Source organism: Actinopolyspora lacussalsi, from assembly GCA_030803735.1.
In the GTDB taxonomy this organism is placed as follows: Bacteria; Actinomycetota; Actinomycetes; order Mycobacteriales; family Pseudonocardiaceae; genus Actinopolyspora; species Actinopolyspora lacussalsi.
In genome coordinates this window covers 4,712,698-4,738,044 of sequence record JAURUC010000001.1, presented here as the reverse complement: position 1 = coordinate 4,738,044, position 25,347 = coordinate 4,712,698, and the positions used below count along the sequence as shown (strand labels likewise).

General features: G+C 67.0%; 22 protein-coding genes. 18 read left to right on the top strand and 4 right to left on the bottom strand.

Annotated elements, in window-relative coordinates:
- Positions 1-6 precede the first annotated feature (6 nt).
- Complete coding sequence (locus J2S53_RS21135; protein ID WP_456242447.1) at positions 7-1,503, top strand: hypothetical protein; 1,497 nt, start codon at positions 7-9, stop codon at positions 1,501-1,503.
- Positions 1,503-2,288, top strand: a complete 786-nt coding sequence (locus J2S53_RS21130) for an ESX secretion-associated protein EspG (protein WP_456242446.1) — start codon at positions 1,503-1,505, stop codon at positions 2,286-2,288. The genes J2S53_RS21135 and J2S53_RS21130 overlap by 1 nt, the downstream gene beginning before the upstream one ends.
- 102 nt (positions 2,289-2,390) lie before the next feature.
- Here the strand turns inward: J2S53_RS21130 and J2S53_RS21125 are convergent, their stop codons facing one another.
- The gene (locus J2S53_RS21125) at positions 2,391-3,365 is read right to left on the bottom strand and encodes a hypothetical protein (protein WP_456242445.1); all 975 of its coding nucleotides are present in this window, start codon (positions 3,363-3,365) and stop codon (positions 2,391-2,393) included.
- Positions 3,366-3,683: 318 nt separating this feature from the next.
- Between J2S53_RS21125 and J2S53_RS21120 the strand changes: the two genes are divergently transcribed.
- From J2S53_RS21120 to J2S53_RS21070, 11 genes are all read left to right on the top strand, one after another.
- Positions 3,684-4,109 carry a hypothetical protein gene (locus J2S53_RS21120; protein ID WP_456242444.1) on the top strand — a complete coding sequence of 142 codons (426 nt, stop codon included), beginning with the start codon at positions 3,684-3,686 and terminating at the stop codon, positions 4,107-4,109.
- Positions 4,110-4,349: 240 nt separating this feature from the next.
- Entirely contained in the window at positions 4,350-4,643 is a 294-nt protein-coding gene (locus J2S53_RS21115) for a hypothetical protein (RefSeq protein ID WP_456242443.1), read from the top strand.
- 762 nt (positions 4,644-5,405) lie between these two features.
- Positions 5,406-6,161 (top strand): hypothetical protein, encoded by a 756-nt coding sequence (locus J2S53_RS21110; protein ID WP_456242442.1) that lies wholly within the window; start codon positions 5,406-5,408, stop codon positions 6,159-6,161.
- A 13-nt stretch (positions 6,162-6,174) separates the two neighbouring features.
- On the top strand, positions 6,175-7,080 hold the full coding sequence (locus tag J2S53_RS21105) for an ABC transporter ATP-binding protein (RefSeq protein WP_456242441.1): 906 nt from the start codon (positions 6,175-6,177) through the stop codon (positions 7,078-7,080).
- Positions 7,080-7,907: a hypothetical protein gene (locus J2S53_RS21100; RefSeq protein ID WP_456242440.1), complete on the top strand. Its 828-nt coding sequence runs from the start codon at positions 7,080-7,082 to the stop codon at positions 7,905-7,907. The genes J2S53_RS21105 and J2S53_RS21100 overlap by 1 nt, the downstream gene beginning before the upstream one ends.
- 70 nt (positions 7,908-7,977) lie before the next feature.
- Positions 7,978-8,946, top strand: coding sequence for an arsenic resistance protein (locus tag J2S53_RS21095; protein WP_456242439.1), 969 nt, complete (start codon positions 7,978-7,980; stop codon positions 8,944-8,946).
- A gap of 121 nt (positions 8,947-9,067) precedes the next feature.
- Complete coding sequence (locus tag J2S53_RS21090) at positions 9,068-9,583, top strand: DUF6789 family protein (RefSeq protein WP_092976145.1); 516 nt, start codon at positions 9,068-9,070, stop codon at positions 9,581-9,583.
- Positions 9,580-10,050 carry a hypothetical protein gene (locus tag J2S53_RS21085; protein WP_456242438.1) on the top strand — a complete coding sequence of 157 codons (471 nt, stop codon included), beginning with the start codon at positions 9,580-9,582 and terminating at the stop codon, positions 10,048-10,050. Before J2S53_RS21090 ends, J2S53_RS21085 begins: the two co-directional genes overlap by 4 nt.
- Positions 10,047-10,499 (top strand): MerR family transcriptional regulator, encoded by a 453-nt coding sequence (locus tag J2S53_RS21080; RefSeq protein ID WP_092976148.1) that lies wholly within the window; start codon positions 10,047-10,049, stop codon positions 10,497-10,499. The genes J2S53_RS21085 and J2S53_RS21080 overlap by 4 nt, the downstream gene beginning before the upstream one ends.
- On the top strand, positions 10,480-10,797 hold the full coding sequence (locus tag J2S53_RS21075) for a hypothetical protein (protein WP_456242437.1): 318 nt from the start codon (positions 10,480-10,482) through the stop codon (positions 10,795-10,797). Before J2S53_RS21080 ends, J2S53_RS21075 begins: the two co-directional genes overlap by 20 nt.
- A gap of 370 nt (positions 10,798-11,167) precedes the next feature.
- Positions 11,168-12,031: a phosphatase PAP2 family protein gene (locus J2S53_RS21070; protein WP_092976153.1), complete on the top strand. Its 864-nt coding sequence runs from the start codon at positions 11,168-11,170 to the stop codon at positions 12,029-12,031.
- A gap of 122 nt (positions 12,032-12,153) precedes the next feature.
- On the opposite strand, the gene J2S53_RS21065 is transcribed toward J2S53_RS21070, so the two are convergent.
- Positions 12,154-12,369 carry a hypothetical protein gene (locus J2S53_RS21065; protein ID WP_092976156.1) on the bottom strand — a complete coding sequence of 72 codons (216 nt, stop codon included), beginning with the start codon at positions 12,367-12,369 and terminating at the stop codon, positions 12,154-12,156.
- Between the two features lie 909 nt (positions 12,370-13,278).
- Between J2S53_RS21065 and J2S53_RS21060 the strand changes: the two genes are divergently transcribed.
- From J2S53_RS21060 to J2S53_RS21050, 3 genes are all read left to right on the top strand, one after another.
- Positions 13,279-14,070, top strand: a complete 792-nt coding sequence (locus J2S53_RS21060; RefSeq protein ID WP_456242436.1) for an FkbM family methyltransferase — start codon at positions 13,279-13,281, stop codon at positions 14,068-14,070.
- 200 nt (positions 14,071-14,270) lie between these two features.
- Positions 14,271-18,176 carry an ABC transporter ATP-binding protein gene (locus J2S53_RS21055; protein WP_456242435.1) on the top strand — a complete coding sequence of 1,302 codons (3,906 nt, stop codon included), beginning with the start codon at positions 14,271-14,273 and terminating at the stop codon, positions 18,174-18,176.
- Positions 18,177-18,792: 616 nt separating this feature from the next.
- Entirely contained in the window at positions 18,793-22,554 is a 3,762-nt protein-coding gene (locus tag J2S53_RS21050) for a multifunctional oxoglutarate decarboxylase/oxoglutarate dehydrogenase thiamine pyrophosphate-binding subunit/dihydrolipoyllysine-residue succinyltransferase subunit (protein WP_456242434.1), read from the top strand.
- Between the two features lie 362 nt (positions 22,555-22,916).
- Here the strand turns inward: J2S53_RS21050 and J2S53_RS21045 are convergent, their stop codons facing one another.
- Together J2S53_RS21045 and J2S53_RS21040 are read right to left on the bottom strand one after the other, a co-directional pair.
- Positions 22,917-23,360 (bottom strand): type II toxin-antitoxin system VapC family toxin, encoded by a 444-nt coding sequence (locus tag J2S53_RS21045; protein ID WP_456242433.1) that lies wholly within the window; start codon positions 23,358-23,360, stop codon positions 22,917-22,919.
- Complete coding sequence (locus J2S53_RS21040) at positions 23,357-23,644, bottom strand: toxin-antitoxin system HicB family antitoxin (RefSeq protein WP_456242432.1); 288 nt, start codon at positions 23,642-23,644, stop codon at positions 23,357-23,359. Before J2S53_RS21040 ends, J2S53_RS21045 begins: the two co-directional genes overlap by 4 nt.
- A gap of 261 nt (positions 23,645-23,905) precedes the next feature.
- On the opposite strand from J2S53_RS21040, the gene J2S53_RS21035 reads away from it, so the two are divergent.
- Positions 23,906-24,121 carry a DUF6104 family protein gene (locus tag J2S53_RS21035; protein ID WP_092976175.1) on the top strand — a complete coding sequence of 72 codons (216 nt, stop codon included), beginning with the start codon at positions 23,906-23,908 and terminating at the stop codon, positions 24,119-24,121.
- A gap of 194 nt (positions 24,122-24,315) precedes the next feature.
- Positions 24,316-25,347, top strand: a complete 1,032-nt coding sequence (gene tdh, locus J2S53_RS21030; RefSeq protein ID WP_456242431.1) for an L-threonine 3-dehydrogenase — start codon at positions 24,316-24,318, stop codon at positions 25,345-25,347.

Here is a 25,347-nt window from a genome sequence, read left to right as displayed (position 1 = left end):
GATTTCGTGTCCGAGGGGGACCAGGGCTACCGCAGCCACGAATACATCGCCGACCGGGAACGCGAGGCGTACAACCGCGCCCGGGGTGACTTCGAGCACCAGGCCGGCGGGCACGTGCCGGTCGGCAACGGCGACATGAGCACACAGCGGGCCAAGGAAGTCGCCGCGAACGCCGCTGAGCACTACGGCACCCAACAGGCCAAGGCCATGTCGGGCGACCAGTCGCTGCGCGGTCGCCCCACCTCACTGGGGTGCACCGCATACGAGTCCTATCCGCACGCGGAACTCGAGAAGTTCGTGCGGGAAGAATTCGAGCCGACGAAGGTGCACGACGTAGGCCGTATCTACCACAGCCACGGTGCCAAACTCATCGAATTCTCCGACCGCATCAAGCAGGCCGCCGCGAAGACGGAGCAGAACTGGCAGGGCCGCGCGGGTGACGCCATGCGCGCGCAGATGAACACCGTCTCCGCGCACATGGGACATTCCGGCGAGGCCGCGCAGCTGACGGCGAACCAGATCGGGTTGCAGGCCGAGGCCGGTGAGCAGGCCCGCAACTCGATGCCGGAGGACCCGCAGTTCAGCCTGATGCATGAGCTGTCCGCAGTCGCCTCGGACCCGAACCCGGCCACGATCGTGCAGCGCGCGGCTGAGATCCGCCAGCGCGCCGATGAGGCCAAGCAGGCCCACCAGGAAGCCGCCCGCGTGGTGTCCACGATGGAGAACGACTTCGGCGGTGCCGCCGAGAACACCCCGCGCTTCGCCCCTCCCCCGCAGTCCACCGACGAGAACGCGGGTGACTCCGGCACCGGCTACAACGGCACCGGATCCGGCGGCAGCGGCTTCGCGACCGTCGGCGGCACCACCCCGTCGAGCACCTACGCGGCCTCCGCCCCGAGCGGCACCACGGCACCGCCCTCCTCGGGCGTCTCGAACGCGCCGGGCGGTTACTACGGCCAGAACCAGCAGCCCGCCACCACCGCGCCCGCCTGGAACTCCGGCGGCAACGCGGGCAACTCCGGCCTGCCACCGGGAGCGGTGCGCGGCCCGGACGGCACGAACTACCGTCAGGACCCCAGGACCGGGCAGTGGCAACGGCAGAACTCCGCCAACGGCAGGTGGGCACCCGTCCCACCCGGCCAGCAGGTGCCGGGCGGCGGCCGTGCGGGCGGCATGACCGGCGGACGAGCCGGTGGCTACGGCGCGGGCGGCTCCGGATCGGGTGGTTCGGGGCTGGGCTCCGGCGGACGCGCGGGGGTCGGTAGTGCTCCGACCGGCGGCCCCACCAGCGGCACGGCCGCGAACTCCTCGGGGCGCGGCGGCGGCCGGATGCCGATGGGCGGTGCCGGAGCGGGCGCGGGCCGCGGCCAGGGCGAGGACGAGGAGGAGCACGAGCGCAAGTACGTGCTCGAAACCGACGAGATCGGCGACGACCTCGGACTGCCCCGGGTGGCTCCCCCGGTCATCGGCGCCACACCGGAAGAGGAGGGCGGCCGTAACTGATGCCGAGATCGTTCACGCTCTCGACACGTGCGGCCGACATCCTCTGCGAGGACCTCGGCGTCGACCTCCGGAGCTTCCCGTTCGAGCTGGAGTACCACGGCGGAACCACCGACGAGCGCTCCCGCGTCCGCGCGGAGGTGTGGCGGGAGCTCGCCAACCGTGGGCTGGCCGATGGTCGGGAGCCGGACCAGGACGTGGAAGCGGCCCTGCGGCTGCTGTACTCCCCGAAGGTGGACATCGCGGTCACCTGGCTGGAGACCGCGACCGAGGAGGTGTTCCGCGCTCGCACCGCCGTTTCCGGCAGGCTCGGTGTGCAGGCGGTGCAGGACACCGACGGGCTCCGGGTCAGGTTCGTCGACACCCGGAGCCTGGTCCGCGGCTGCACCGACCTGCTGCCCGAGGTGGCGGCGGGAAAGCTGGAGACGGCCACCGTCAACACCGCCGCCGGGTCCGACGGCGGCTCGGAAACCGGCGGGGACTCGTGGCTGACCGGTGCGGAGCACAAACCGCCCGCACGGAGCAGCGATCGGCAACTGCGGGCGGCGCAGCGGATCCTGACGCTGCCCACCGAGCGGATCGGTTACTTCTTCGTCAGCGGCAGCCCGAACAACGGCGAGACGCTCCGGCTACCGGCGATCGGCTGGCGCGACACCGAGGACGGCCGCTACAGCATCACGTCCCGGCGCAACAACGACGGTGCCGACTGGAACACCTTCGCCCCCGCCGACAAGCAGCGACTCGCCGGCTACCTCACCGAACAGCTCAACGCGCTGGCGAGTGGTTGACGGCGCACCGGTGTCTGGGCGCTCGACGCCCCGCGTTCCCGCGAGTTCCGCCGAACCGGGTGGTGGCGGTGTGCTCGGCACTCTCCCAACTGCCGGACGTGGTCACTCCTCGGTAACTCCGAAGACGATGTCGTTCTCGGTGAGGATCAGGCCGGGAGCGGCGTGGAGCTCCAGCTTGAGTGGTCCCCGCGCGGGTCGCCGAGGGGCCTGCCACTCCATGAGGACGTGTGCCGGGTGCGGGGGCGCGAAGTCGTGGACGACCATCGCCTCCCACTCGGCGGGCCGTTGCGGGCCGCTCCACCTGCCGGGCAGCGTGATCGCCTCGGCCAGCCGCAGCAGCACCGCGTTCGGGTCGTAGTCGTACTCGCCGAGCAGCAGCAGCATCGACACCGCCTCCCGCTCGAGGTGGTAAGAGGGCTCTGTCATGACTTGGTCCACTCCGGCGGGCAGGTCCGAGCGCAACGGGGCCAGCAGATCCTCGGCCACGGCCAGCGCGTCCTGCTCCTCCTCGGCGGCTATCTCGACGTTCGCGACCACCCGCACCCGCGGCACACCGTCGTTGCCGAAGCTGCCGCTGATGAGCAGTTCACGCGTGAACTGGGCCTTCTCCTCTTCGGTGAAGTTGTGTCCCAGCACCAGCGTTTTCGGCTCGAGCGAAACCTCGTACGGGTACAGACCCAGCTCGGCTCGGATCGTGCCGCTGAGGCAGCCTGCCGGGCGCCGCCCCGGCCGCCCTTCGGTACCGAACTCGACGTAGGCCTCCCCCAGTCGCTCCGGATCCAGCCGGACGGAGTCCTCGTGCAGCCCGAGCCTCTCCACGAGCGGCACCACCGCCTCCGGCAGCGCACTGCCGAACCTCTCGTCGGTGTCGTACTTGCGGTAGACGGTCAGCTCCAGCTTGTGGAACGGGAAGGGAGTGTCCTCATCGGGTTGGACACGCACCTCCTCGGCACCGGTGTCCTCGATCAGCCGCATCCCAGCCCGCAACGCCTCGGCGGAGGAGGCCGAGCGGATCGACAACGCGATCCGCGCGATCACCACCGGATCGCCCTCGTCCAGTACCTCGTCCTCGTCCATCCACTCTGTCCCTGACTCCCGACAACACTCGGCTCGAAACAGGCACCGACAGCGAGCAGTAAGCCTACTGGTCCCAGAGCCCCACATAGCAGTACCCGTTCAGTCGACCAGCCCCCGGAAAACAACATCAGTGAGCAGCGTCAACGAGATGCAACAACCTTATCAGTCCTCTAAGTCAGCTTTCTCTAAACATTGACACTGAAACTTGTCAAACGAATTTTCCATTTTGTTATGAAAATTATTAACACGATTGGAGCAAAATTGACAATGATATACAACACCATTGACCGAAGATCAACAAAAGATTAGCGTAACAATTTGCAAGAAGCCAAAAATAAAGCAAGGATCAAAGAAATGCGTAAAGTTGCTTCGATTCTCGGAGTCGGTGCGGCAGCACTGTCAACGATGCTGCTTAACATACCAGCAGCAAATGCTGGCACTATAGGGACTTACAGCTGCTCGGTTCCCTACTCTGGCGCAAAGCAGTGTGCAAATATAGAAGTGAGCGCAAAGCAGGCGATCACTATAGAGCTGAATTCCAGCGAAGGAGTGGAAACCGGATTCTGTTTACAAAGGTCTTCCAATGGAAACGAAGTAGGCGACTGCCGGGCAATCAATGAAGGCGGTACCTCTGCGGTACTATGGACCAATCCACAATTCAAAACTGTCAACATAGATGTTATGGCCAACGCGAACCCCTGGTACGGTACGACCGACATAAATTTCACCGTAAAAAGCAGTTAGTGCTCAAAAACAGAAATACCGGCTGAATCAAAACGAAAGCGAAAAATGATTCGACGTTCTATACTATCCTCCCTCAGTAGTTTCGTCTTGATCTCTTCTTTTATTATCGGTTCCGCTGCGGCCTCTGCAGGCGAAGCCAAAGCTAACCCACCCTGGCCAGTGGACTACTGTGGAGCCTACAACCACGGAAGTGAAAGCGCCGACGTCCCTCCGGAAAATCAGTACAAGTACTATAAAAGCGTGATCCCAGACAACGGAGAGATAGAGGAGCTTTTATGCGGTGACGGTCACAACTGGGGTGCGGTACACATCGGAACCAAACACAACGTCAGTGATTGGTCCGTCACTTTGGATTGCATGGCTAATATAATAGATCGTGGAAATTATGAATTAGACAAAAATGGTAAGCGTCAATGGCACTTCGTCTGGAATACTGGACGTTGGGCGCATCTAACCGCTGGCAATAATGGAATTATAACTTCCTTTACCTATGACAACGAAGAGGTCTCTTGGTCGGAATGTGCTTACGCTTGACCTCGGGAAAAACCCAGCTCCGGAGAGATGACCATGGATCCGAGTGATCTGTATATAGGGGTTTACGTTACATGGGATCCCCCGATGGGAGAAGAAGATCGTCGCGCTCCGAGCAAAGGACTAATTCGCGGCCATCCCGGAATAATAACTAGTCCATACTGGCAAGATGTGGGAGTAAATTGGTTCCTCAAAGAGGATGAAATGGCCACCACGGGCTCAGTGTACAGATACCAGGACTTGCGCAAGGTGACACCACTCGAATTTCTGGAAGCTTGCCAGAAAGCCAAAGAAAGAAAAGAGCAAGGACTCTTCTGAATAACACCGCACCAAAAACCCAAAGAGAGGATTTCATGCGTATCAAGCACTCCGCCATCGGGAGCCTTTTATCAATCTTCATATTCATGCTCCTGAGCGCACCAACAGCCAGTGCGGAGAAAATCGGCACTTACAACTGCGACATCCCTTCCAAAGGGGCGCAATACTGCACAACAATAACTGTGCATATAAAACAATCAGTGCAAATATATCTACACGAGGCCGAAGACCCGGTAGGATTTTGTTTGCGACTCACCGCGAATGACTCCGAAGTCGGAGACTGCAAACTGCTAAGCGCTGGACAGATGAGTCGAGCGCTCTGGACCAATCCTGGAACCGGAGCCAAAAAGGTAAAAATATACGGAAACGCCGACTCTTGGGCATTCACGACACACGCTAAGTTCTCGGTTCATCTCGTTTGATCACCTGTGGTAGATTATTCTCACTATGGATCTCGTCGTGAGACGCGGCGGTTCGGCCGGGTACTGGCCCGGCCAACCGTTGGTGAACATCGGTGCCGGACTGCTGCTCGGAATCGCGCTGTTCGTCGTGGAACTGCAGCACCGGATCTCGCTGAAGGAAGCCGCGATCGGTTACTTCGCACACTCGGATCCGGTACCCGTGATCCTCGCGCTGTTCGTCGGCGTGCTGGCCGCCGCGCCGGTGTTCGTGACCGACCAGGAGACCGGGCGCAGTCCGTACCTGCGGATCGCGGGAGTCGGGCCGCGCGAGCACGTGCTCGGCTCGATACGCGTGGCGGCGGGTCGGACAGTGGTGACGACGGCCACGATGGTGGTCTTCGTCGACGTGCTGGCGCTGTTCGTCTACCCGCTGCGCACCGTCGACGAAAGCGTGCTGCTGTGGCCCGGGATGCACGCCATGGGACCGGTGGTGGACCTGGTCATGCTGCTGTGGTGCTGCCTGGTCTCGGTGGCCGTACTGCTGGTGGCGCACCTGCTCGCCGTCTACCGCACGCCCCGGCTGGTCGCGCTGGTCTGCGCGCCGCTGGCGGTGCTGCTCGGTGCCTTCGTGGGCGATGAGCTCGGAGTCACGCCGCTGAGCCTGATGCTCACCCCCGGACAGGGAGCCATACTCTTCCCGCACAATCCACTGAACTGGACGATCGGCCCCGCGCTGTGGCTGCTCGTCGACGCGGCACTGCTCACCGTCATCGCCCTACTCGCCCCCCGAGCCGAACGCTAGGTCGCACAACCACATGGAAACCCCGAACCGGGCACTGCTGGAAACCGAGAAACTGGGCAAACGCTTCGGCGGCCACTGGGCGGTCAGCGACGTCGACCTCGCCGTCCGAAGTGGCCGAACCGTCGGCATCGTCGGCCCCAACGGCGCGGGCAAGACCACGCTGCTGGCCGCGCTGCTCGGCCTGATCGAACCGAGCGCGGGAAAGCTGCACCACCACACCGGAGGGGGCACGCGGCCGAGCTTCGGCGCGGTGCTCGACCAGGACGGACTGATCAACAGTGTCTCCGGGCGCCGCAACCTCGACCAGTGGGCCGGGATGCTGGGCGGCGTCACGTCGAACGAGGTGGAAGAGTGCCTCGACGCGGTGGGGATGCGCCAGGCGGCGCGCAAGCGGGTCGGCGCCTACTCGCTGGGAATGCGGCGCCGGTTGTGCCTGGCGCGGGCGCTGCTGGGCGATCCCGAGGTGCTGGTGCTCGACGAGCCCGGCAACGGGCTCGACCCCGCCGGGATCATCCGGCTCAAGGAGCTGATCGGCGAGCGGGCACGCGCCGGAACCGGGGTGATCTTCAGCAGCCACTCGATCGCCGACGTCGACGAGATGAGCGACGAGATCGTCTACATCTCCGGCGGTGAGGTCGTCACCCGCTGGCCCGAGGACAGCCCCCGCTGGTGGCGACTGCGCTTCGCGGCCGAGGACGAGGACGCGGACGCGGAAGCCACCCGGCACGCCGCCGCCACGGTGTTGAAGGAACACGACTGGACACACCGGATCGACCCCTACATCGGGGTGCTCGCCGAGCGGTCCGCGCCACTGCACGAACTGCTGGCGCTGCTCTCACGAGCGGAGCTGCCGCTGGGAAACGTCGAGGACCTGGGCCGCGACATCGAACAACCCTTCCGCGGATTGGACAGCTGGTGATGCCACGACACCCGAATCCGGTTCGGCGCGGCGGCACGGCACGGCTGGCGGTGCTGCTGGCCACGCTGCCCACGCTGCGCTGGGCCACCCCGGTGATCCTGCTGGCCTGGTTCCTCGTCGGCACCAGCTCCACCCCGGCCGGTCTGCCTCACGAGCCGACCTACGGGGACTGGATCGTGCTGTCCTCGCTGGAGCCACGGACCCTGGCGATGGAACTGGTGATTTTCTACGCGCTGCTGACGGCGGTAACGCAGGCGGCCTCCCGCTCGAACGGGCTGCACACCCACGCGCAGCTGGTGCTCGGCTCCGGGCGCTGGATCACTTCGGTGATCGGCTCCGTGGTGCTCACCGCCACGGCCTTCCTCGCGGCCTGGCTGCTGCTGTTGGTCTACATGACCTACCAGTTCGGTTCCGGCCCGCGAAGCCCGCTGCTCACCGCCCAGGCCGTGGAAGGACTGGACCCGGTGATCCAACCGGGGATCGGTTTCGTGCTGCTGGCGCTGCTGCTCGACTGGGCCGCGCTGGTGCTGACCGGACTGCTCACGGCCGCGGTCGTCAACGGGCTGCGGAACCAGCGGACGGCCACCCTGCTGATCGCCGGGGCGCTGCTGGTCCAGGTGCCGCTCACCTCGACCGGCATCGGGCTGCGCTGGGTCGAACTGGCCGATCCGTTCCTGGTGCTCACGGCCTACCCTGTGCTCTACGCCCAGAGCGGCACCGTGCTAGCGGTGAAACTCGCAGCGAACCTGCTGGTGTGGGGTGGGTTGTGCGGGTGGCTGCTGCGCCGCCCGCGCCACAACGCCGCGCTGCTGGCCGCACCGAGCTGAGTGGTGTTCGCCCCTCCCCCGCGTAACGGCGGGAGCGGCGACCACACACGGGAAAGGAGACCGCACGCGCGTGTCCGCGACCCAGTGGCTGGAACGCCACCAGATCCCGATCTACCTCGGCGGGCTGGCCGCCGGTGCCGTCGTGGGCCTGGCGCTGCCCGCGAGCGCGCCCATCTGGGAGCACGCGATCTACCCGGTGCTGGGGACACTGCTGTACGCGACGTTTCTGCAGGTTCCCTTCACCCGGCTGACCCGTGCGTTCCGCGACGGACGGTTCCTGACGGCGACGCTGCTGCTGAACTTCGCGGTGGTGCCGCTGATCGTGGCCGCGCTGACCGCCGTGGTGACCTTGCCGCGGGCGGTGCTGCTCGGGGTGCTGCTGGTGCTGCTGACCCCGTGCATCGACTACGTGATCGTGTTCACCGGGCTGGCGGGCGGGGACAGCCACCGCCTGCTGGCCGCCTCACCGCTGTTGATGTTGGCCCAGATGGTGGCGCTGCCGCCGCTGCTGTGGCTGTTCCTCGGCCCTGGGCTGGCCGACATCGTCGCGGTGGGGCCGTTCCTGGAAGCCTTCGGAATCCTGATCGTCGCTCCGCTGGGGCTGGCCTGGGCCACCGAGGCGCTGGCCGCCCGGCACCGCACCGGCGAGGTGCTCTCCTCGGCCGTCGGCGCGGCGATGGTGCCGCTCATGGCGGCGACGTTGCTGGTGGTCGTCGCGAGCCAGGTCCCCGCGATCAGCCACCGGCTCGGCCGGGTCGTGGCCGTGGTTCCGCTGTACGTCGCCTTCCTGGTCATCATGGCCGGAGTCGGTTACGGGCTGGCGCGAGAGTTCCGGCTCGACGCGGGTCGCTCCCGCGCGCTGATCTTCAGCGGTGCCACCCGTAACTCCCTGGTAGTGCTGCCGCTGGCGCTGGCCCTGCCTGCCGGTTACGCGATCACCCCGGTGGTCGTGGTCACCCAGACCCTGGTGGAACTGCTCGGCATGGTCGGCTACGTCCACATCATCCCCCGCCTGGTCCGGTCACGACCGCATAGCTGAGGGGCACGGCTCGACCACCGACCAGCCGAATCGCAGGTTGCATCCTGTACCTGGGTACGGGCTTACCGTCGACGGCACGAGGTTGTCGCAGCGCGTACGACGTGGTTGAGAGGTACTCACGATGGCGGTGGATTCGGACGGACCGGCCCGTACCGGTGGGACGGGAGTCGTCCCGGGCCGGTTGGTGTCCGGGGCGGGCTGGGGTGCGGTCGCGACGGTGCTCATGAGCGTGGTGATGCTCTTCGGCATGCTCACAGGCGTGGCACCGTTGCCGAGCCCCGTCCCGGTAGCACTGGTGGCCCGGACCGTGGGGGCACTGCCGCAGCCGGTGCTGGTGGGACTGGCGGTGCTGGCCCATCTGGCTTACGGGGCCGTGGCCGCGGCGGTATTGGTCGGGTTGGTTCGCCGGGTTTCGGTATGGATCGGGCTCGGCTACGGCGTGCTGCTGTGGGGGTTGCTGGGTCTGGTGTGGCTGCCATACCTGTCCTGGGGTCTGTTCGGGATCGCCGTGACACCGCGCATCGCGGCGGCGACGTTGCTCCCGCACCTGGTCTACGGCCTCACGCTGGGGCTCGTGCTCGACCGGCATCACGCGCCACGGCGGCGTACCACTGGAATCGGAGGGGAAGCGCGATGACGAACGACGAGAGCGTCGGGTGCGCCTGCTGCGGCCCGAGCGTCGGAGACAACACGCCTCCGGCCCGCACGGACGGCGTGGCGCTGGAGACCCGTCACGACGGAGCGGAGACCGACAGCGCCGAGGGCAGTGACTCGCTGCTCGGGTGGGTCCCGCCATCGTGTGAGTTGCCGCCGTCACGGCAACCGGAACGAGCGGCCGAGTTCGATGCGCTGTTCACCGCCGCGCTGCGGAGCTTCCACAGGCCGGAACCGACCCGACTGCGACTGGTGTTGGATCCGGCCTGGCGAGACACGGCGCGGGACCTGGCGGAACGGGAAAGCCGGTGCTGCTCGTTGTTCAGCTTCGTCCTCCAGCAGCGCGAAGAGGAGCTGCGGCTCGACATCACGGTTCCCGCGGACCAGCGACCGGTCCTGGAGGGGCTGGCCCGGCACGCGGCAACGACCACGCCGGAGGGATCCCCATGAGCACCACGAGACTGCGCAGTGGTCAGGTCGCCGAAGCCGCCGGGGTGAATCCGCAGACCCTGCGCTACTACGAGCGGCGCGGGCTGCTGGCCCAACCCGAACGCAGCCTGGGCGGCCATCGCCTGTATCCACCGGCGGCGGTAACCACGCTGCGGGTCATCAAGGCCGCACAACGGTTGGGCTTCACTCTCGACGAGGTAGCCGACCTGCTCGAAGCGGGACGATCGCGCCGGGCCGACCGCTCCGACCCGGGATTGCGGGAACGTGCCCGGGCAAAGCTCGCCGAGGTCGAGGCCCGCATCGCCGACCTGCGAACCATCCGCGCCACGCTGCTCGAAGCGGTCGAGGCAGGCTGTGACGATCTGACCTCCTGCGCCACCAGCACGGACTGCCCGCTGCCGTTCGCCGACATCGCCGAAGAGGACCACCATGACCGACCCTGCTGCTGACCCCACTCGTCGGAGCCGGACATCGGTCGGTTTGGCCGGGCTGGCCGGAGCGGCCTGCCTGGCCTGTTGCCTCCTGCCCGCACTCATCACCGCCGGCCTGCTCGGTGGTGCCCTCGCGGCCGGTCTGGCGGCCTGGCTGCCCGCGGTCGCGGCGGTACTGGCACTGTCGGCGGTCGTGACGTGGAAAGCACACCGGTCCCGCGCGCACCGGTGTGGCTGCGCCGGGACCCGCGACTCGGCAGCGGGTTGCGCCGCCCACGCCACAACGCCGCGCCGCAGCTCGCACCGAGCCGAGTGACCACGGCCGGGAGGCCGCACCGCGCGGCCCGGAACGGATCGCCGGGCCGCGAATCCGGCTCGGTTTACCCGCGCGGCGGCCGGTCACGATCCGCTCGACTCCGGGATCGTCCGGGGACTCGGACCCGCCGGAGGCGAAAGGTCTCGTCGGGAACGACGGGTGTCCTCGTGGTAAACAGTGGAGAAACCTTGGCGGTACCGAGCGTGAACAGCTCTCGCCGAAGCGGGTGTTCGTCGCGCACGTGCCGGATTCCCCACCGCAGGACGACCACCCGAACCGAGTCGGGATCTCCGCCTCCCGCAGTGGAGCGCTCGCCGCTCCCCGAGGGAGTCCGATGATCTCGTGAGACACGACCCCTGACGAGGACCGCATGCACGAAACGGGCCCGACGGACGAGCTGACCACGTTGCCGACCAACCGGGCGGTCTCGGGCATCGAGGACGTCCCGGACGTCAGCGCCAACTGGTACCTCCACATCATAGAGTTCGCGAACTCGACGCCGGATTTCGTGCACCTGCTGGCGATCCTGTTCACCGACGGCTCGCTGTTCGTCATGGCCGCCGTCCTCGCCTGGGGCATGTGGCGGGCACGAGGGCTGCCCGCGCGCGCGATGGCGTTCGTGCTGCTGGCGCCGTTCGGCATGATCGCGGCCTACCTCACCAACGACACCATCAAGGGCTTCTTCGAGGTCGGACGACCGTGCCGGTTGTTGTCCGACATCAACACGATAGCGGTGTGCGATCCGCCCGGTGACTGGTCCTTCCCCAGCAACCACTCCGCCGTCGCGGGTGCCACGGCCGTCGCGATCGTGTTCGCGTGGCGCAGGCTCGGTGTTCCGGCACTGCTGGTCGGGATCTCGACCGCGGCCTCCCGAGTGTTCGTGGGAGCGCACTTTCCGCACGACGTGGTGGTGGGCTTCCTGGTCGGCGCGAGCGTGGTGCTGCTCGTGATGCTGCTCGGTGTCCACCCGGCCACCCGGGCGGTCGAGAAACTGCGGGAGACCCCGGGGATGGGGAAGCTGCTGGCCAAGGGGGATCGGAGCGAGCACCGGACGGTGGATTCGTCACCGGAGCCCCTGACGCAGCCCATCGAGACGCAGCCGGTCGACCCGCCGACACAACCCGTCGAGCTGCCGACGCAGCCCATCGCCTTCCAGCGAACCGCCGAATCGCGAACCGCCGGGCAACGCCCCACCGAGCGGCGGCAGGAGAGCTACTCGAACAGCACGCGCTGATTCAGCGGCGACGCACTGCCACGGACGCGGGCGGAGTGGCTCCCGCGGGCGACGCGGCATCGCGGCGCTGTACGGGAGAGCCCGCTCGAAAAGGCCGTGAGCTCGACGGAATCGAGTGCCGATCACGCCTCGGTCTCGTACGCTCGGGTTCGACGCGGCCAGACGCCGCGCCCCAGTGACCATCGCTCCCAGGTGCAAAGAATCACCGCGGCCAACACCGCGGTACCCGCCATGGCCGCGAAGCGGCCGATCTCCACCGTGACGCCCTCCGGTGGGAACAGCAGTTCCGGCACCAGCTGGCCCAGCAGAAGCAGCACGCCGAACCAAACGTACTTCATGGCACTCTCCGATAACGCCGCTAGGAAAACACCTCAGACATGAAAATTCCGCTGTTGTACTCGGTCGGACGGTTGTGGCGGCCGACAGCGGTCGGCCAGCTGCGAACTGCACGAGAACCAGACACCCCAGGGAACCACGAACCCAGTACGCGCGACCAGCGATCCTAACGGCACGGCACTCGGAAACAGCACCCCCGTCACCCGTGACGACCAGCGAGGTCGTCCGGGAGCCACACAACGTTGTCCACCTCTGCGCCGCTCCGTCACTCACCCTTCACTCGACGGCTCAGCGGACGGGCTGTTGGTGTCACGGGTGCCGCGCGGCTGATGCGTGGTATCCCCGGCCGCCGTCGCGGATCAGGTGGTATTCGGAGCCGGTTTCACCTCGACCCACCGAGCTCGGCTCAGTGGCCGCTCCCGCTTCAGCTCGAACATGGGAGGCAGCCGCCCGCTGATCCAGCGTCCACAAGCCGCGCAAAAAAGTTGGAGCAACACAACCATTTTGCCGCCGAACCGTCCGCGACTAGTTGTAATAACCACCCAAATCTTCCCAGCAAAGAGGACCACGCCCCTTCAACCACCATTCGGGGGTGATCAACGACACCCGGACCGTATTTCCGTTTCGGACCCGAGCTAGCTGATCAACACCTATGATCAACTCGTCATCGGCAAACAAGAAACGGAAATAGATTCACGAACGAAACAGAAACAAAAATGATCAATAATCTCACGCAGCCGGAGTGAACCACCGGACCCCCTGGGGCAGGATCAACAACACGAGGACCCAGGCAAAAACACATTTTCGGGATTATTTCTGCCGCAGCGCAGGACGCCACAAACCGGAACAGCATCAGCTTCGTCCGACTCCGGGTGCCGCGACAATAAACCACCCTCCACGAAAGGAACACCATGAATCATGATTCGAATTTTTTCGCCGCGGAACCGCCTACCTCGAAGCACGACTACATCCCTGGTCGCCGACTTTCCTCACTGGCAGCTACGCTGCGGAGCGCAGCGAGTATGTCGATGGCCGAGCCAGAAGTTCGAGGACTAACCCAGCTGGTCGGTACAGGTGATACCTGCTTTGACATCGGAGCAGCTTACGGGATGTACAGCTTCCCCCTCGCACAGCTCGTCGGAACTCGCGGTGCGGTACACTCATTTGAACCACAGCCAAAACCATATTCGGTACTCGCAGCAGGTAGATTCATCACGAAAAGCACGCAAATCCATGCCTCTCGCAATGCCTTCAGCTGTCGCCCGAGAACCGAAAAAATGACCGTCCCGGTCCGATTCGGCCTCCCCATTCACGGACATGCCCACATTCAAAACGGTTCTTCCATATCCGCCGATCGACAACGGGGAAAAATAAGGGAAATCACAGTAAATTCGTGCACTATCGATCAAGTTTCTCATGATCGAGGGCTCGACCGAATCGACTTCATGAAGATCGACGCAGAAGGTAGGGAACCGGCCATCCTGGCTGGCGCGAAAGAAGTTTTGACTCAATTCCGCCCCACACTGTTGCTCGAAATCGAGTCCCGACACCTAAATCGATACGACAGCACACCGGAAGAACTGACCGACTGGCTCGACGAGCTTGGGTACGCGATGTACTCCTGGAACAACTACCAATGGCGCAGGACCCCTCGAGTGACCCGTCGAAACAGAAATTACCTATTTAGCCACATCGAACGGTAGTGCGGCTCCGACATCCACGGAAAACCAATAACCAGTACCGCGATGGGCGAGCAGAGCCTCGGGCTTGCGGAGTGGACACCTCGGGCCTCACCGCGGCGAGAGCCGTGCGAGGGGTTCCCCGAGTGACCACCCGCACATCCCGCTCCGAGAGCCCCGTTCCTGGAAAGCGAGTCGTCGGAGTGGGGTCCTAACCTGGCGGGGTGCCCGAATCCGGAGAAGCTCGTGCCAAACCCGGCTGGATCCGCCGTCTGAGCGCCGCGTGCTGGCGGCATCCCGCCGCCGTGCTGCTGTCCATGGGGGCCGCCGTCACGGCGGTCGGGATGGAGGCGGCCGTCCCGGTGTTCACCAAGGTGGCGGTGGACGACGCTATGGCGGGCAGCACCGAGGGGCTCGGCTGGATCGTCGCGGCGATGCTCGGGCTGGGCCTGTTCCGGTTCGGCGCCGCCTTCGTGCGCCGTTACACCGCGGGCAAGCTCGCCGTGAACGTGCAGCACGACCTGCGCCGCGCCGTGTTCGGCTCGGTGCAGCGCCTCGACGGCGGCAAGCAGGACTCGCTACGCACCGGCCAGGTGGTCTCGCGCTCGATCAGCGACCTGCAGCTGGTCAACGGGCTGCTGTCCATGCTGCCGATGGCGGCGGGCACGCTGATGCTGGCGGTGTTCTCGCTGGCGGCGATGGTGTGGCTGTCCCCGCTGCTGACCGTGATCGCGCTGGTCGTGGGACCGCTGATCGGGGTGGTCACCGCCCGCAGCCGCAAGAAGCTGTTCCCGGCGACCTGGAGCGCGCAGCAGCGCGCCGCCGACGTGGCCGAGCAGGTCGAGGAGACGATCAGCGGTGTCCGCGTGGTCAAGGGCTTCGGGCAGGAGTCCCGGGAGGTCAGCGGCATGATCGGCCGCGCCCGCAGGCTGTTCGCCGAACGGATGCGGGCGGCACGGGTCACGGCCCCGCCGACCGCGCACCTCACGGCGCTGCCGCTGGCGGGCCAGGTCTGCGTGCTGGGGCTGGGCGGTTGGCTCGCGCTGCGGGGCCAGGTCAGCGTGGGCACGTTCATCGCCTTCGCGAGCTATCTGACCATGCTCGCCGCACCGGCGCGAATGCTGTCAAACGTGCTGATCCAGGCCCAGCACGCCCGCGCGGGGCTGGAACGACTCCACGACGTGATCGACTCGCAGCCGGAGGTCACCGACGCGCCGGACGCGGTGGGCCTGCCCGAGGGGCCGCTGCGGGTGGAGCTGGACGACGTGCGGTTCGGCTACGGCGGCGAGCAGCCGGTGCTGCGGGGCACCTCCCTGGAGGTGCGTTCCGGCGAGACGCTGGCACTGGTGGGTTCGGCGGGCTCGGGCAAGTCCACGATCTCGCTGCTGTTACCCCGGTTCTACGACGTGCACTCCGGCAGCGTCCGGATCGGCCCCGACGGTGGTGACGAGGGGGCCGACGGGGACGGTGCCCTGGACATCCGGGGTGTGCGGCTGGACTCGCTGCGTTCGGCCGTGGGGGTGGTGTTCGAGGAGGCGTTCCTGTTCTCCGACACCGTGCGCGGCAACATCTCCTACGGGCACCCGAACGCCTCCGAGGAGGAGATCATCGCCGCCGCCCGGGCGGCCGAGGCCCACGAGTTCATCACCGAGCTCTCGCAGGGCTACGACACGCTGGTGGGCGAACGCGGCCTGACCCTGTCGGGCGGCCAACGGCAGCGGATCGCGCTGGCCCGCGCGCTGCTGACCGATCCCAGGATCCTGGTGCTGGACGACGCGACCTCGGCGGTGGACCCGAGCACCGAGGCAGCGATCCACGCCACGCTGAGTTCGGTGACCGCGGAGCGAACCACGCTGCTGGTGGCGCACCGCCGGTCCACGCTCGCCCTCGCGGACCGGGTCGCGCTGCTGGACGAGGGCGAGGTCGTCGACATCGGCACGCAGCGGGAGCTGGAGCGGCGCTCCGAGCTGTTCCGCGAACTGCTGCCGGACACCTCCGGGGTGGCCGAGCACCCCAGGCACCCGGTTTGCGAACCCGGCGAGGAACCCACTCCGGAGCTGTGGCCGGGAGAGGAGCGCGGACAGCGGCACGGCTACTGGAGCGGGACCGCGACGAGCACCGAGAGCTCGTTCGCGGCCGTGGGGGCGGTGAGCCGGAGCGCGGGCGCGGCTAAACCGGCTGCCGGATCCCCGAGCACGGGTGCGGGGCGCCCGCGAAGCTCGACCGTGGCCGCCACCCCACCGAGCGATGAGCTGACCACCGCGATCGACCGGTTACCGCCCGCCGAGGACAAACCCGAGCTCAACGGCACCGATCCCACCGCACCGGACCCGGGCTTCCGACTGGCGAAGCTGTTCCACCCGATCCGGTGGGGCGTGGCGCTGACGGTGCTGCTGGTCGCGGCCACCGCGGCCGTGTCGGTGAGCATGCCGTCGCTGATCCGCTGGGGTGTGGACGGCGGAGTGGGAGCCGGCGATCCCGACGCGCTGTTCACCGCCACGGCGGTGGGCGCGGGCATGGTGCTGATCGGCTGGGTGACCATGCGCTGGCAGACGGTGATCGCCGCGCGCACGGGCGAGACGCTGCTGTACCTGCTGCGGCTGCGCAGCTTCGCCCAGCTGCAGCGGCTGGGGCTGGACTACTACGAGCGCGAACGCGCGGGCCGGATCATGACCCGGATGACCACCGATGTGGACGCGCTGTCCTCGTTCCTGCAGACGGGGTTGGCCACGGCGGTGGTCAGCGTGTCCACCATCATCGGCGTGGCGGTGGCACTGCTGATCACCGATCTCTCGCTGGCGCTGGTGGCGCTGTCGGTGACACCGCTGCTGGTGGTGGCGACGATGATCTTCCGCAGGGTCTCGTCGAGCGCCTACGCCGAGGCCAGGGAACGGGTCAGCACCGTCAACGCCGAGATGCAGGAGAACGTCTCCGGGTTGCGCGTGTCGCAGGCCAACCGCAGGGAGCGGCTGGCTGCCGAGAAGTTCGCGGCGCGCAGCGACGCCTACCGGCGTTCCCGGCTGCGGGCGCAGCGCTACATCGCGACCTACTTCCCGTTCGTGTCGCTGCTGTCCGAAGTGGCGCAGGCGGTGGTGCTCGGCGTCGGCGCGCTGCGGGTGGCCCAGGGGGAGCTGACCGCGGGCGTGCTGGCGGCGTTCCTGCTGTACCTGGGGTTGTTCTTCAGCCCGGTGCAGCAGCTCTCCGGCGTGTTCGACGCCTACCAGCAGGCCAGAGTCGGGCTGCGCCGGATCGGGGAGCTGCTGCGTACCCGCACCTCGGTGCCGGAGACCGAGCGACCGGCCACGGTGCCGAGCGAACTCGACGGGGAGGTGGAGCTGCGCTCGGTGTCGTTCAGCTATCCGGCCACTGAGGATCCCGCGCTGTCCGAGGTGTCGCTGCGCGTCGATCCGGGTGAGACGGTCGCCCTGGTGGGCGCCACGGGCGCGGGCAAGTCGACCCTGGTCAAGCTGCTGGCGCGGTTCTACGACGTCTCGGGCGGCTGCGTGCTGGTGGACGGGGTGGACGTGCGTGACTACCCGCTGGCCGAGTACCACTCCCACCTGGCCGTGGTGCCGCAGGAGGGGCACCTGTTCGCGGGTGACGTGGCGGACAACATCGCCTACGGCAGCCCGGGCGCCGGTCCGGCCGAGATCGAGCGGGCCGCGCGCCGGGTGGGGGCGCTGCCGGGTATCGCGGCGCTGCCGGACGGTTTCCGGCAGCAGACCGGCGAGGGCGGCAAGTCGCTGTCGGCCGGGCAGCGGCAGCTGGTGGCGCTGGCCCGCGCGGAGCTGGTGGACCCGGACATCCTGCTGCTGGACGAGGCAACGGCCGCGCTGGATCCGGCGACCGAGGCGATGGTGGCCGCGGCACACGCCGAGCTGGCCCGGAACCGGACGACGTTCGTGGTGGCGCACCGGCTGGCCACGGCCGCCCGTGCGGACCGGATCGTGGTGCTGGGCGGCGGCAGCATCGTCGAGCAGGGCGGGCACGGGGAGCTGCTGGCCGCGGGCGGGGTCTACGCGCGGCTCTGGGCCAACGGCGGTTCCGCCGACGACGCGGACGTGGCTGTGCCCGGCGCGGGGGAAGAGCTCGGGGCCGGGCGCGAGGAGTCGGCTCCGGCCAACCGCTGAGGCGGGGGGATCCACGCCGGAGGGACTGTCCGCGGCCGCAGGAAGTGTTCACGGCCGCAGGGACTTCGCGAGGATGCGGCCGAGGTCCCGGCTTCGACGTTCACCGGGTCGGTACCGGCCGCGCTCGCACCACATCCGCACGCCACTCGGAGCAGCCTCCGGCGACTCGGAGTAACGCCGAGTTGGCACCTGGCTGACAACGGTGTGGGCCACATTGCTCTGGGCTCGCACAGTTTCCCGTGATGTGGTTCATTCGGCTCAGGATACGGGATTGTTCACTTTTGCGTGAAACCTCACATTCGGGTTCCGTTTCGACATCGCGGACCTTCGGGAAAGCAAGATCACAAAAACCAAAACCCCACATACTACCGGAAACCGTGGATCTCGTCCGCCGGAAAACGCGCCGGAAAAGCAGCCGCGGCAACAACCTGATCGATTCGGAACGGCCGGAACCCGACCGGAGTGCACGGGACAGACCCAACCGAACGCCCCGGAAGCGTTAGCCTGGGTTGCGAGCGTTGAAAAACCACGAGCAGATGGATCGAGGCGAACGCCAGCCGTGTCCAGCAGCAGCCCTGCGTCACAGTTCGGCCCCAACGAGTGGTTGATCGAGGAAATGTATGAGCAGTACCTCAACGACCCCTCATCGGTAGACTCCGCCTGGCACGAGTTCTTCGCGGACTACCGTCCCGCGGGGCACTCGGCAACCGAGTCCGCCGCTGCGGCGACAGGCGCAACAACAGGCCAGAAGACCGCGACCGCCACCAAGTCCGGTGAGCAAAATGGTCAGGTGCACGACGACGGTGCCCGTACGACCACCACGACTCCACCGGCGAGCGACGCGCAGCAGACCGCCACCCGGCAGGGTGCGAACGGAGCCCAGCAGCGCACCACCTCCGGACAGGCGGGAACGCAGCAGGACGGAGGCGGCCGTTCGGCCACTTCACAACCGTCCGGGGCGCAGCAGTCCGCCAAGCCCTCCCCGCAGGAGGCAGCCAAGGCCGCTCCCGTGAAGGAGGAGTCCGGCGGCGAGGAGACCAAGACGCTGCGCGGGCCGGCCGCGGCGATCGCCAAGAACATGGAGCAGTCGCTGACCGTGCCGACCGCCACCAGCGTCCGCGCGGTCCCGGCCAAGCTGCTGTTCGACAACCGCATCGTGATCAACAATCACCTGAAGCGGAACAAGGGCGGCAAGATCTCGTTCACCCACCTGATCGGGTACGCCCTCGTTCGGGCGCTGCGGGACTTCCCCGGCATGAACCGCCACTACGGCGAGGACGCCAAGGGCAAGCCCGCCGTGGTGACGCCGGAGCACGTCAATCTCGGGCTGGCCATCGACCTGCCCGGCAAGGACGGCTCCCGCAATCTGGTGGTTGCCTCCATCAAGGCCTGCGAGAACATGAACTTCTACCAGTTCTGGCAGGCGTACGAGGACATCATCCGCAAGGCGCGCAACAACGCGCTCACCGCCGAGGACTTCGCCGGCACCACGATCTCGCTGACCAACCCCGGCCCCAGCGGGACGAACCACTCGGTGCCGCGGCTCACCCAGGGCCAGAGCGCCATCATCGGCGTCGGCGCCATGGAGTACCCGGCCGAGTTCCAGGGGGCCAGTGAGAAGGCCCTGACCGAGATGGGCGTCAGCAAGATCGTCACGCTGACCTCCACCTACGACCACCGGGTCATCCAGGGCGCGGAGTCCGGCGAGTTCCTGCGCAAGGTGCACCAGCTGCTGCTGGGCGAGGACAACTTCTTCGACGACATCTTCTCCTCGCTGCGCATCCCCTACGAGCCGGTCCGCTGGTCGACCGACATCCCGGAAGGCGCGGTCGACAAGACCGCCCGGGTGCTGGAGCTCATCGACGCCTACCGCACCCGCGGTCACCTCATGGCCGACATCGACCCGCTGAACTACCGGCAGCGGCGCCACGAGGACCTCGACGTCCTCTCGCACAGCCTCACGCTGTGGGACCTGGACCGGGAGTTCCCGGTCGGCGGCTTCGCGGGCCAGGAGCACATGTCGCTGCGCGACGTGCTCGGGGTGCTGCGGGACTCCTACTGCCGCACGGTCGGCGTGGAGTACATGCACATCCTCGAGCCGGACGAGCGCGAGTGGCTGCAGCACCGGGTCGAGAAGCCGCACGAGAAGCCGGTCCAGTCCGAGCAGAAGTACATCCTGTCCAAGCTCAACGCCGCCGAGGCGTTCGAGACCTTCCTGCAGACCAAGTACGTCGGCCAGAAGCGGTTCTCGCTGGAGGGTGCCGAGACGGTGGTCCCGCTGCTGGACGCGGTGCTGGACTCCTCGGCGACCTCCGAGCTGGACGAGGTCGTCATCGGCATGCCGCACCGCGGCAGGCTCAACGTGCTGGCCAACATCGTCGGCAAGCCGATCGCGCAGATCTTCCAGGAGTTCGAGGGCAACCTCGACCCGGGCCAGGCGCACGGCTCCGGCGACGTGAAGTACCACCTCGGTGCCGAGGGCAAGTACTTCCGCATGTTCGGCGACGGCGAGACCAAGGTGTCGCTGACCTCCAATCCCTCGCACCTGGAGGCGGTGGACCCGGTACTCGAGGGCATCGTCCGCGCCAAGCAGGACATCCTGGACAAGGGCCAGGAGGGCTTCACCGTGCTGCCGGTGCTGCTGCACGGCGACGCCGCGTTCGCCGGACAGGGCGTGGTCGCCGAGACGCTGAACCTCTCGCAGCTGCGCGGCTACCGCACCGGCGGCACCGTGCACGTCATCATCAACAACCAGGTCGGCTACACCACCACCCCCGAGTCGGGACGGTCGAGCAAGTACTCCACCGACGTGGCGAAGATGACCGGCTCGCCGGTGTTCCACGTCAACGGCGACGACCCCGAGGCGTGCGTCTGGGTCGCCAAGCTGGCCGTGGAGTACCGCAACACCTTCGGCAAGGACGTGGTCATCGACATGGTGTGCTACCGCCGCCGCGGGCACAACGAGGGTGACGACCCGTCGATGACGCAGCCGGAGATGTACGACGCGATCGACAAGATGCGCAGCGTCCGCAAGACCTACACCGAGTCGCTGATCGGACGCGGCGACATCACCGTCGACGAGGCGGAGAAGGCGCTCAAGGACTACGCCAACCAGCTGGAGCACGTGTTCAACGAGGTGCGCGAGCTGGAGAACCACCCGCCCGAGCCGAGCCCCTCGGTGGAGTCGGAGCAGCAGATCCCGGCCAAGCTGGAAACCGGCATCTCCGAGGACGAGCTGCGCAGGATCGCCGACGCGCAGATCGACCTGCCGGAGGGCTTCACCCCGCACTCGCGCGTGAAGCCGGTGCTGGAACGGCGCGCCAAGATGGGCAAGGAAGGCGGCATCGACTGGGCGTTCGGCGAGCTGCTGGCGCTGGGGTCGCTGACCACCTCGGGCTACCCGGTGCGGTTGACCGGGCAGGACACCAGGCGCGGGACGTTCGGCCAGCGGCACGCGGTGGTCATCGACCGCAAGAGCGGTGCGGAGTACGCCCCGCTGCAGCACCTCTCCCCCGAGCAGGCCAAGTTCCTGACCTACGACTCGGCGCTGTCCGAGTTCGCGGCGGTGGGCTTCGAGTACGGCTACTCGGTGGCGCACCAGGACGCCATGGTGCTGTGGGAGGCGCAGTTCGGTGACTTCTTCAACGGCGCCCAGTCGATCATCGACGAGTTCATCTCCTCCGGCGAGGCCAAGTGGGGCCAGCGCTCCGACGTGGTGATGCTGCTGCCGCACGGCCACGAGGGTCAGGGTCCGGACCACAGCTCGGCCCGCATCGAGCGGTGGTTGCAGCTGTGCGCCGAGGGATCGATGACGGTGGCGATGCCCTCCACACCCGCGAACTACTTCCACCTGCTGCGCAGGCACGCGATGGACGGCATCGACCGGCCGCTGGTGGTCTTCACGCCGAAGTCGATGCTGCGGCTCAAGGAGGCCACCAGCCCGATCGAGCACTTCACCAACGGCAAGTTCGCCTCGGTGATCGACGACCCGAGCGAGCCGGACCCGTCCGGGGTTCGCAAGCTCGTGCTGTGCACCGGCAAGCTGTACTACGAGCTGGCGGCCGAGCAGGCCAAGCGGGAGGCGAAGGACACGGCCGTGGTCCGGCTGGAGCAGCTCTACCCGCTGCCGCACCGCAAGCTCGGCAGGCTGCTGGAGCGCTACCCCAACGTCGAGGAGATCCGCTGGACCCAGGAGGAGCCGCGCAACCAGGGTGCCTGGCCGTTCCTCGGGCTGGCGCTGCCGCGCGAGTTCGGACCCGAGTTCGCGAGCAAGCTCAAGGTCGTCGGGCGCCGTCCGATGGCCGCACCGGCCACCGGGTTGAAGAAGGTGCACGACGTGGAGCAGGCAGAGGTCATCACCAACGCCTTCGCCGACTGACCGGGCGTTCCCGGTCGGATTTCTCGGCTGGTCGCTTGGCGGAACCTCTCGCACGGCTCTCGCTGCGGGGAGGCCCGACATCGGGTAGTTACTACACAACGTCGGGCCTTCCTCGCGAGAGCCGCACGGGAGAACCCGCTGCGGTGTCGACTGCACAGGTGGGGAACAAACAGCAGTGCCGAGCGCGCGGATGGTTCGGCTGCATGAGCGGTGGTTCGGCTCCGCGCCGAACTACCCGGGCTGATTCCGGAACGGATTCGTTCGAGCGGGCCGTCGATTCGTACGCGGATCGGCGGCCCGTTCTCCGTTCGCGCGAACGAGCGAAGTCCGCAGCCACGGACCTGTGGAAGGAGCAGTGATGTTCAGCGGACGAAGAGTCCCTTCTCGGTCGCGACAGCGGCCTGCCTGGTGTCGCGCGTGACGATCACGAGATCGTCGCCCGCGGCCAGCGGAGCGGCCTGTTCGAGAGCCGCCGCGAGATGTATCGCATCCAGCGTGCGGATCGCGTAGCCGATCACCAGTTCCTTGGCCCTGGGCAACAGCAGCCCCGGATTCAACCGCAGCGGGGTTATGACTCCCTCCTCACCGCAGTCCCAATCGAAACGGTTGATCACGTGCGAGGAGATCTCGACACGGTTGCCGCGCTGTGCGGCGGAGACGGCGGAAGCGAATTCGACCCTGGTCAACTCGCTGGTGACCACGGGGAGCTCGCCTTCCAGCAGCAGTTCACGGAATTCGGCGTGCTCGGCCTCGTCGGCGAGGTAGGCACGTATAAGACTGCTGGTATCGGCGTACAGCAGGGTCACCAATCCCCCCGATCGGCTTCCAGCGCCTCGCTTGCGCTACGACCGAGCCCCCGGGTCGCCGCTTCCAGTTCGTCCAGGCTCAACACGTTCTCGGGCGGCTGAACTTCCGCCAGCAGGCCGGAAGCACGAGCCCGCCGGCGTACCGTCCGATGGCCGGCCGGCCCGTCCACGACTTGCGAGAGCGCCTCCGTGACCAGATCGTTCATACTGCGGTTCTCGCTGGCCGCTTTCGCTTTCAGCTGCCCGTGCAGCTCGTCGTCTATCCGCGTTATCAGCTGCCGCATGCAGTTATGATAGCAAAAAAGAAAGGTTTGATAGCACGGACTCCGAGGCGATATGCCGGGCACTCGTTCCGGTCGGCGGCCCGTTCTCGTTACCGGTACCGCACACCGGCAGGGCCGCTCACTCTCGCGGCGGGTGGGCCTTCCCCCTTCCGGCGGAATCCGTACGACCCCCGAGTGCCCCGTGGGGCCGAACCACCTCGGGTTGCCTACGCTGCCGGAGAACCCCGAAATCGGGAACGCGAAGCGGTTAGGAGAGACGACGTGTATTTCACCGATCGTGGTCTCGAGGAGCTGGAGGAACAGCGCGGCGACGAGCGGGTGAACCTGACCTGGCTCGCCGACCGGATGCGCGCCTTCGTCGACACGAACCCGGAGTTCGAGGACGCGGTGGACCGGCTGGCCACCTTCCTCGCCAGGGACGAGGGCGACGAAGCCGATTCGGAGGAGGAAGAGGTCAGCGAGGCCGTGGAGAGCTGATCCCGCCCCGCTCCAGAACCGCGCTGTGCAGCCTCGCTTATCAGCCTGTGCGGAAAGTCCTGCTGGACCGCCGCCAACCACGGGGAGACAATCCGGCTCGGCGATCCCGATGCGCTCACCGGCGCTTCGGCGGCAGACCGCGGCAAACCACGGGCCAACAGCCCCGCCGGATCGCCAGCGGAATTGGAGGAACAGTGCGAGCACTGGTGAAACCCACCGCCGGGCCGGGACTCGAAATGACCGAGGTCCCCGACCCGAAGCCGGGCGCGCGGGACGTGGTCCTCAGGGTGCTGCGCACCGGCATTTGCGGAACCGACCTGCACATCGACGGCTGGGACGACTGGGCCGCCGAGAACATCACCCCGCCGCTGGTCGCGGGCCACGAGTTCGTGGGCGAGGTCGTCGAGATCGGGGCCGGTGTGCGCCAGGTGGCGGTCGGTGACCTGGTCAGCGGTGAGGGGCACGTGGTGTGCGGCCGGTGCCGCAACTGCCTGGCGGGAAGGCGCCATCTGTGCCCCAACACCAAGGGGCTGGGCGTGCACTACGACGGTGCGTTCGCCGAGTACGCCGTGCTGCCCGAATCGAACTGCTGGGTGCACCACCAGCACATCGACCACGACGTCGCCGCGATCTTCGACCCGTTCGGCAACGCCGTACACACGGCGCTGAGCTTTCCCGTGGTGGGCGAGGACGTGCTCATCACCGGTGCGGGCCCCATCGGGCTGATGGCCGCGAGCGTGGCCCGGCACGCGGGCGCCCGGCACATCGTGATCACCGACGCCAGCGAGTACCGGTTGGACCTGGCGCGGCGGATCGGCGTCGACCTCGCCATGAACATCGCCGAGCACGACCTCACCGAGGTGCAGGAACGGCTGGACATGACCGAGGGGTTCGACGTCGGCATGGAGATGTGCGGGCAACCCGTCGCGCTGCGCGACATGATCGCGAACATGGCCCACGGTGGTCACATCGCCATGCTCGGCCTGCCCTCCGAGGGCTTCGGGATCGACTGGAGCTCCGTGGTGCTGAAGATGCTGACCATCAAGGGAATCTACGGCAGGGAGATGTTCGAGACCTGGTACTCGATGTCGGTTCTGCTGGAATCGGGGCTGGACCTGAGCCCGGTGATCACACACCGGTTCGCCAGCGCCGACTATCAGAAAGCCTTCGACACTGCCCGACAGGGCCAGTGCGGCAAGATCATCCTGGATTGGACGGTGGAGTAG

Excerpts from the sequence above, each read along its gene's own strand:
- J2S53_RS21130 (WP_456242446.1), top strand. The coding sequence starts at position 1,503 with ATGCCGAGATCGTTCACGCTCTCGACACGTGCGGCCGACATCCTCTGC.
- J2S53_RS21125 (WP_456242445.1), bottom strand. The coding sequence starts at position 3,365 with ATGGACGAGGACGAGGTACTGGACGAGGGCGATCCGGTGGTGATCGCG.
- J2S53_RS21110 (WP_456242442.1), top strand. The coding sequence starts at position 5,406 with ATGGATCTCGTCGTGAGACGCGGCGGTTCGGCCGGGTACTGGCCCGGC.
- J2S53_RS21105 (WP_456242441.1), top strand. The coding sequence starts at position 6,175 with ATGGAAACCCCGAACCGGGCACTGCTGGAAACCGAGAAACTGGGCAAA.
- J2S53_RS21100 (WP_456242440.1), top strand. The coding sequence starts at position 7,080 with ATGCCACGACACCCGAATCCGGTTCGGCGCGGCGGCACGGCACGGCTG.
- J2S53_RS21090 (WP_092976145.1), top strand. The coding sequence starts at position 9,068 with ATGGCGGTGGATTCGGACGGACCGGCCCGTACCGGTGGGACGGGAGTC.
- J2S53_RS21085 (WP_456242438.1), top strand. The coding sequence starts at position 9,580 with ATGACGAACGACGAGAGCGTCGGGTGCGCCTGCTGCGGCCCGAGCGTC.
- J2S53_RS21080 (WP_092976148.1), top strand. The coding sequence starts at position 10,047 with ATGAGCACCACGAGACTGCGCAGTGGTCAGGTCGCCGAAGCCGCCGGG.
- J2S53_RS21075 (WP_456242437.1), top strand. The coding sequence starts at position 10,480 with ATGACCGACCCTGCTGCTGACCCCACTCGTCGGAGCCGGACATCGGTC.
- J2S53_RS21070 (WP_092976153.1), top strand. The coding sequence starts at position 11,168 with ATGCACGAAACGGGCCCGACGGACGAGCTGACCACGTTGCCGACCAAC.
- J2S53_RS21065 (WP_092976156.1), bottom strand. The coding sequence starts at position 12,369 with ATGAAGTACGTTTGGTTCGGCGTGCTGCTTCTGCTGGGCCAGCTGGTG.
- J2S53_RS21060 (WP_456242436.1), top strand. The coding sequence starts at position 13,279 with ATGAATCATGATTCGAATTTTTTCGCCGCGGAACCGCCTACCTCGAAG.
- J2S53_RS21050 (WP_456242434.1), top strand. The coding sequence starts at position 18,793 with ATGTATGAGCAGTACCTCAACGACCCCTCATCGGTAGACTCCGCCTGG.
- J2S53_RS21040 (WP_456242432.1), bottom strand. The coding sequence starts at position 23,644 with ATGCGGCAGCTGATAACGCGGATAGACGACGAGCTGCACGGGCAGCTG.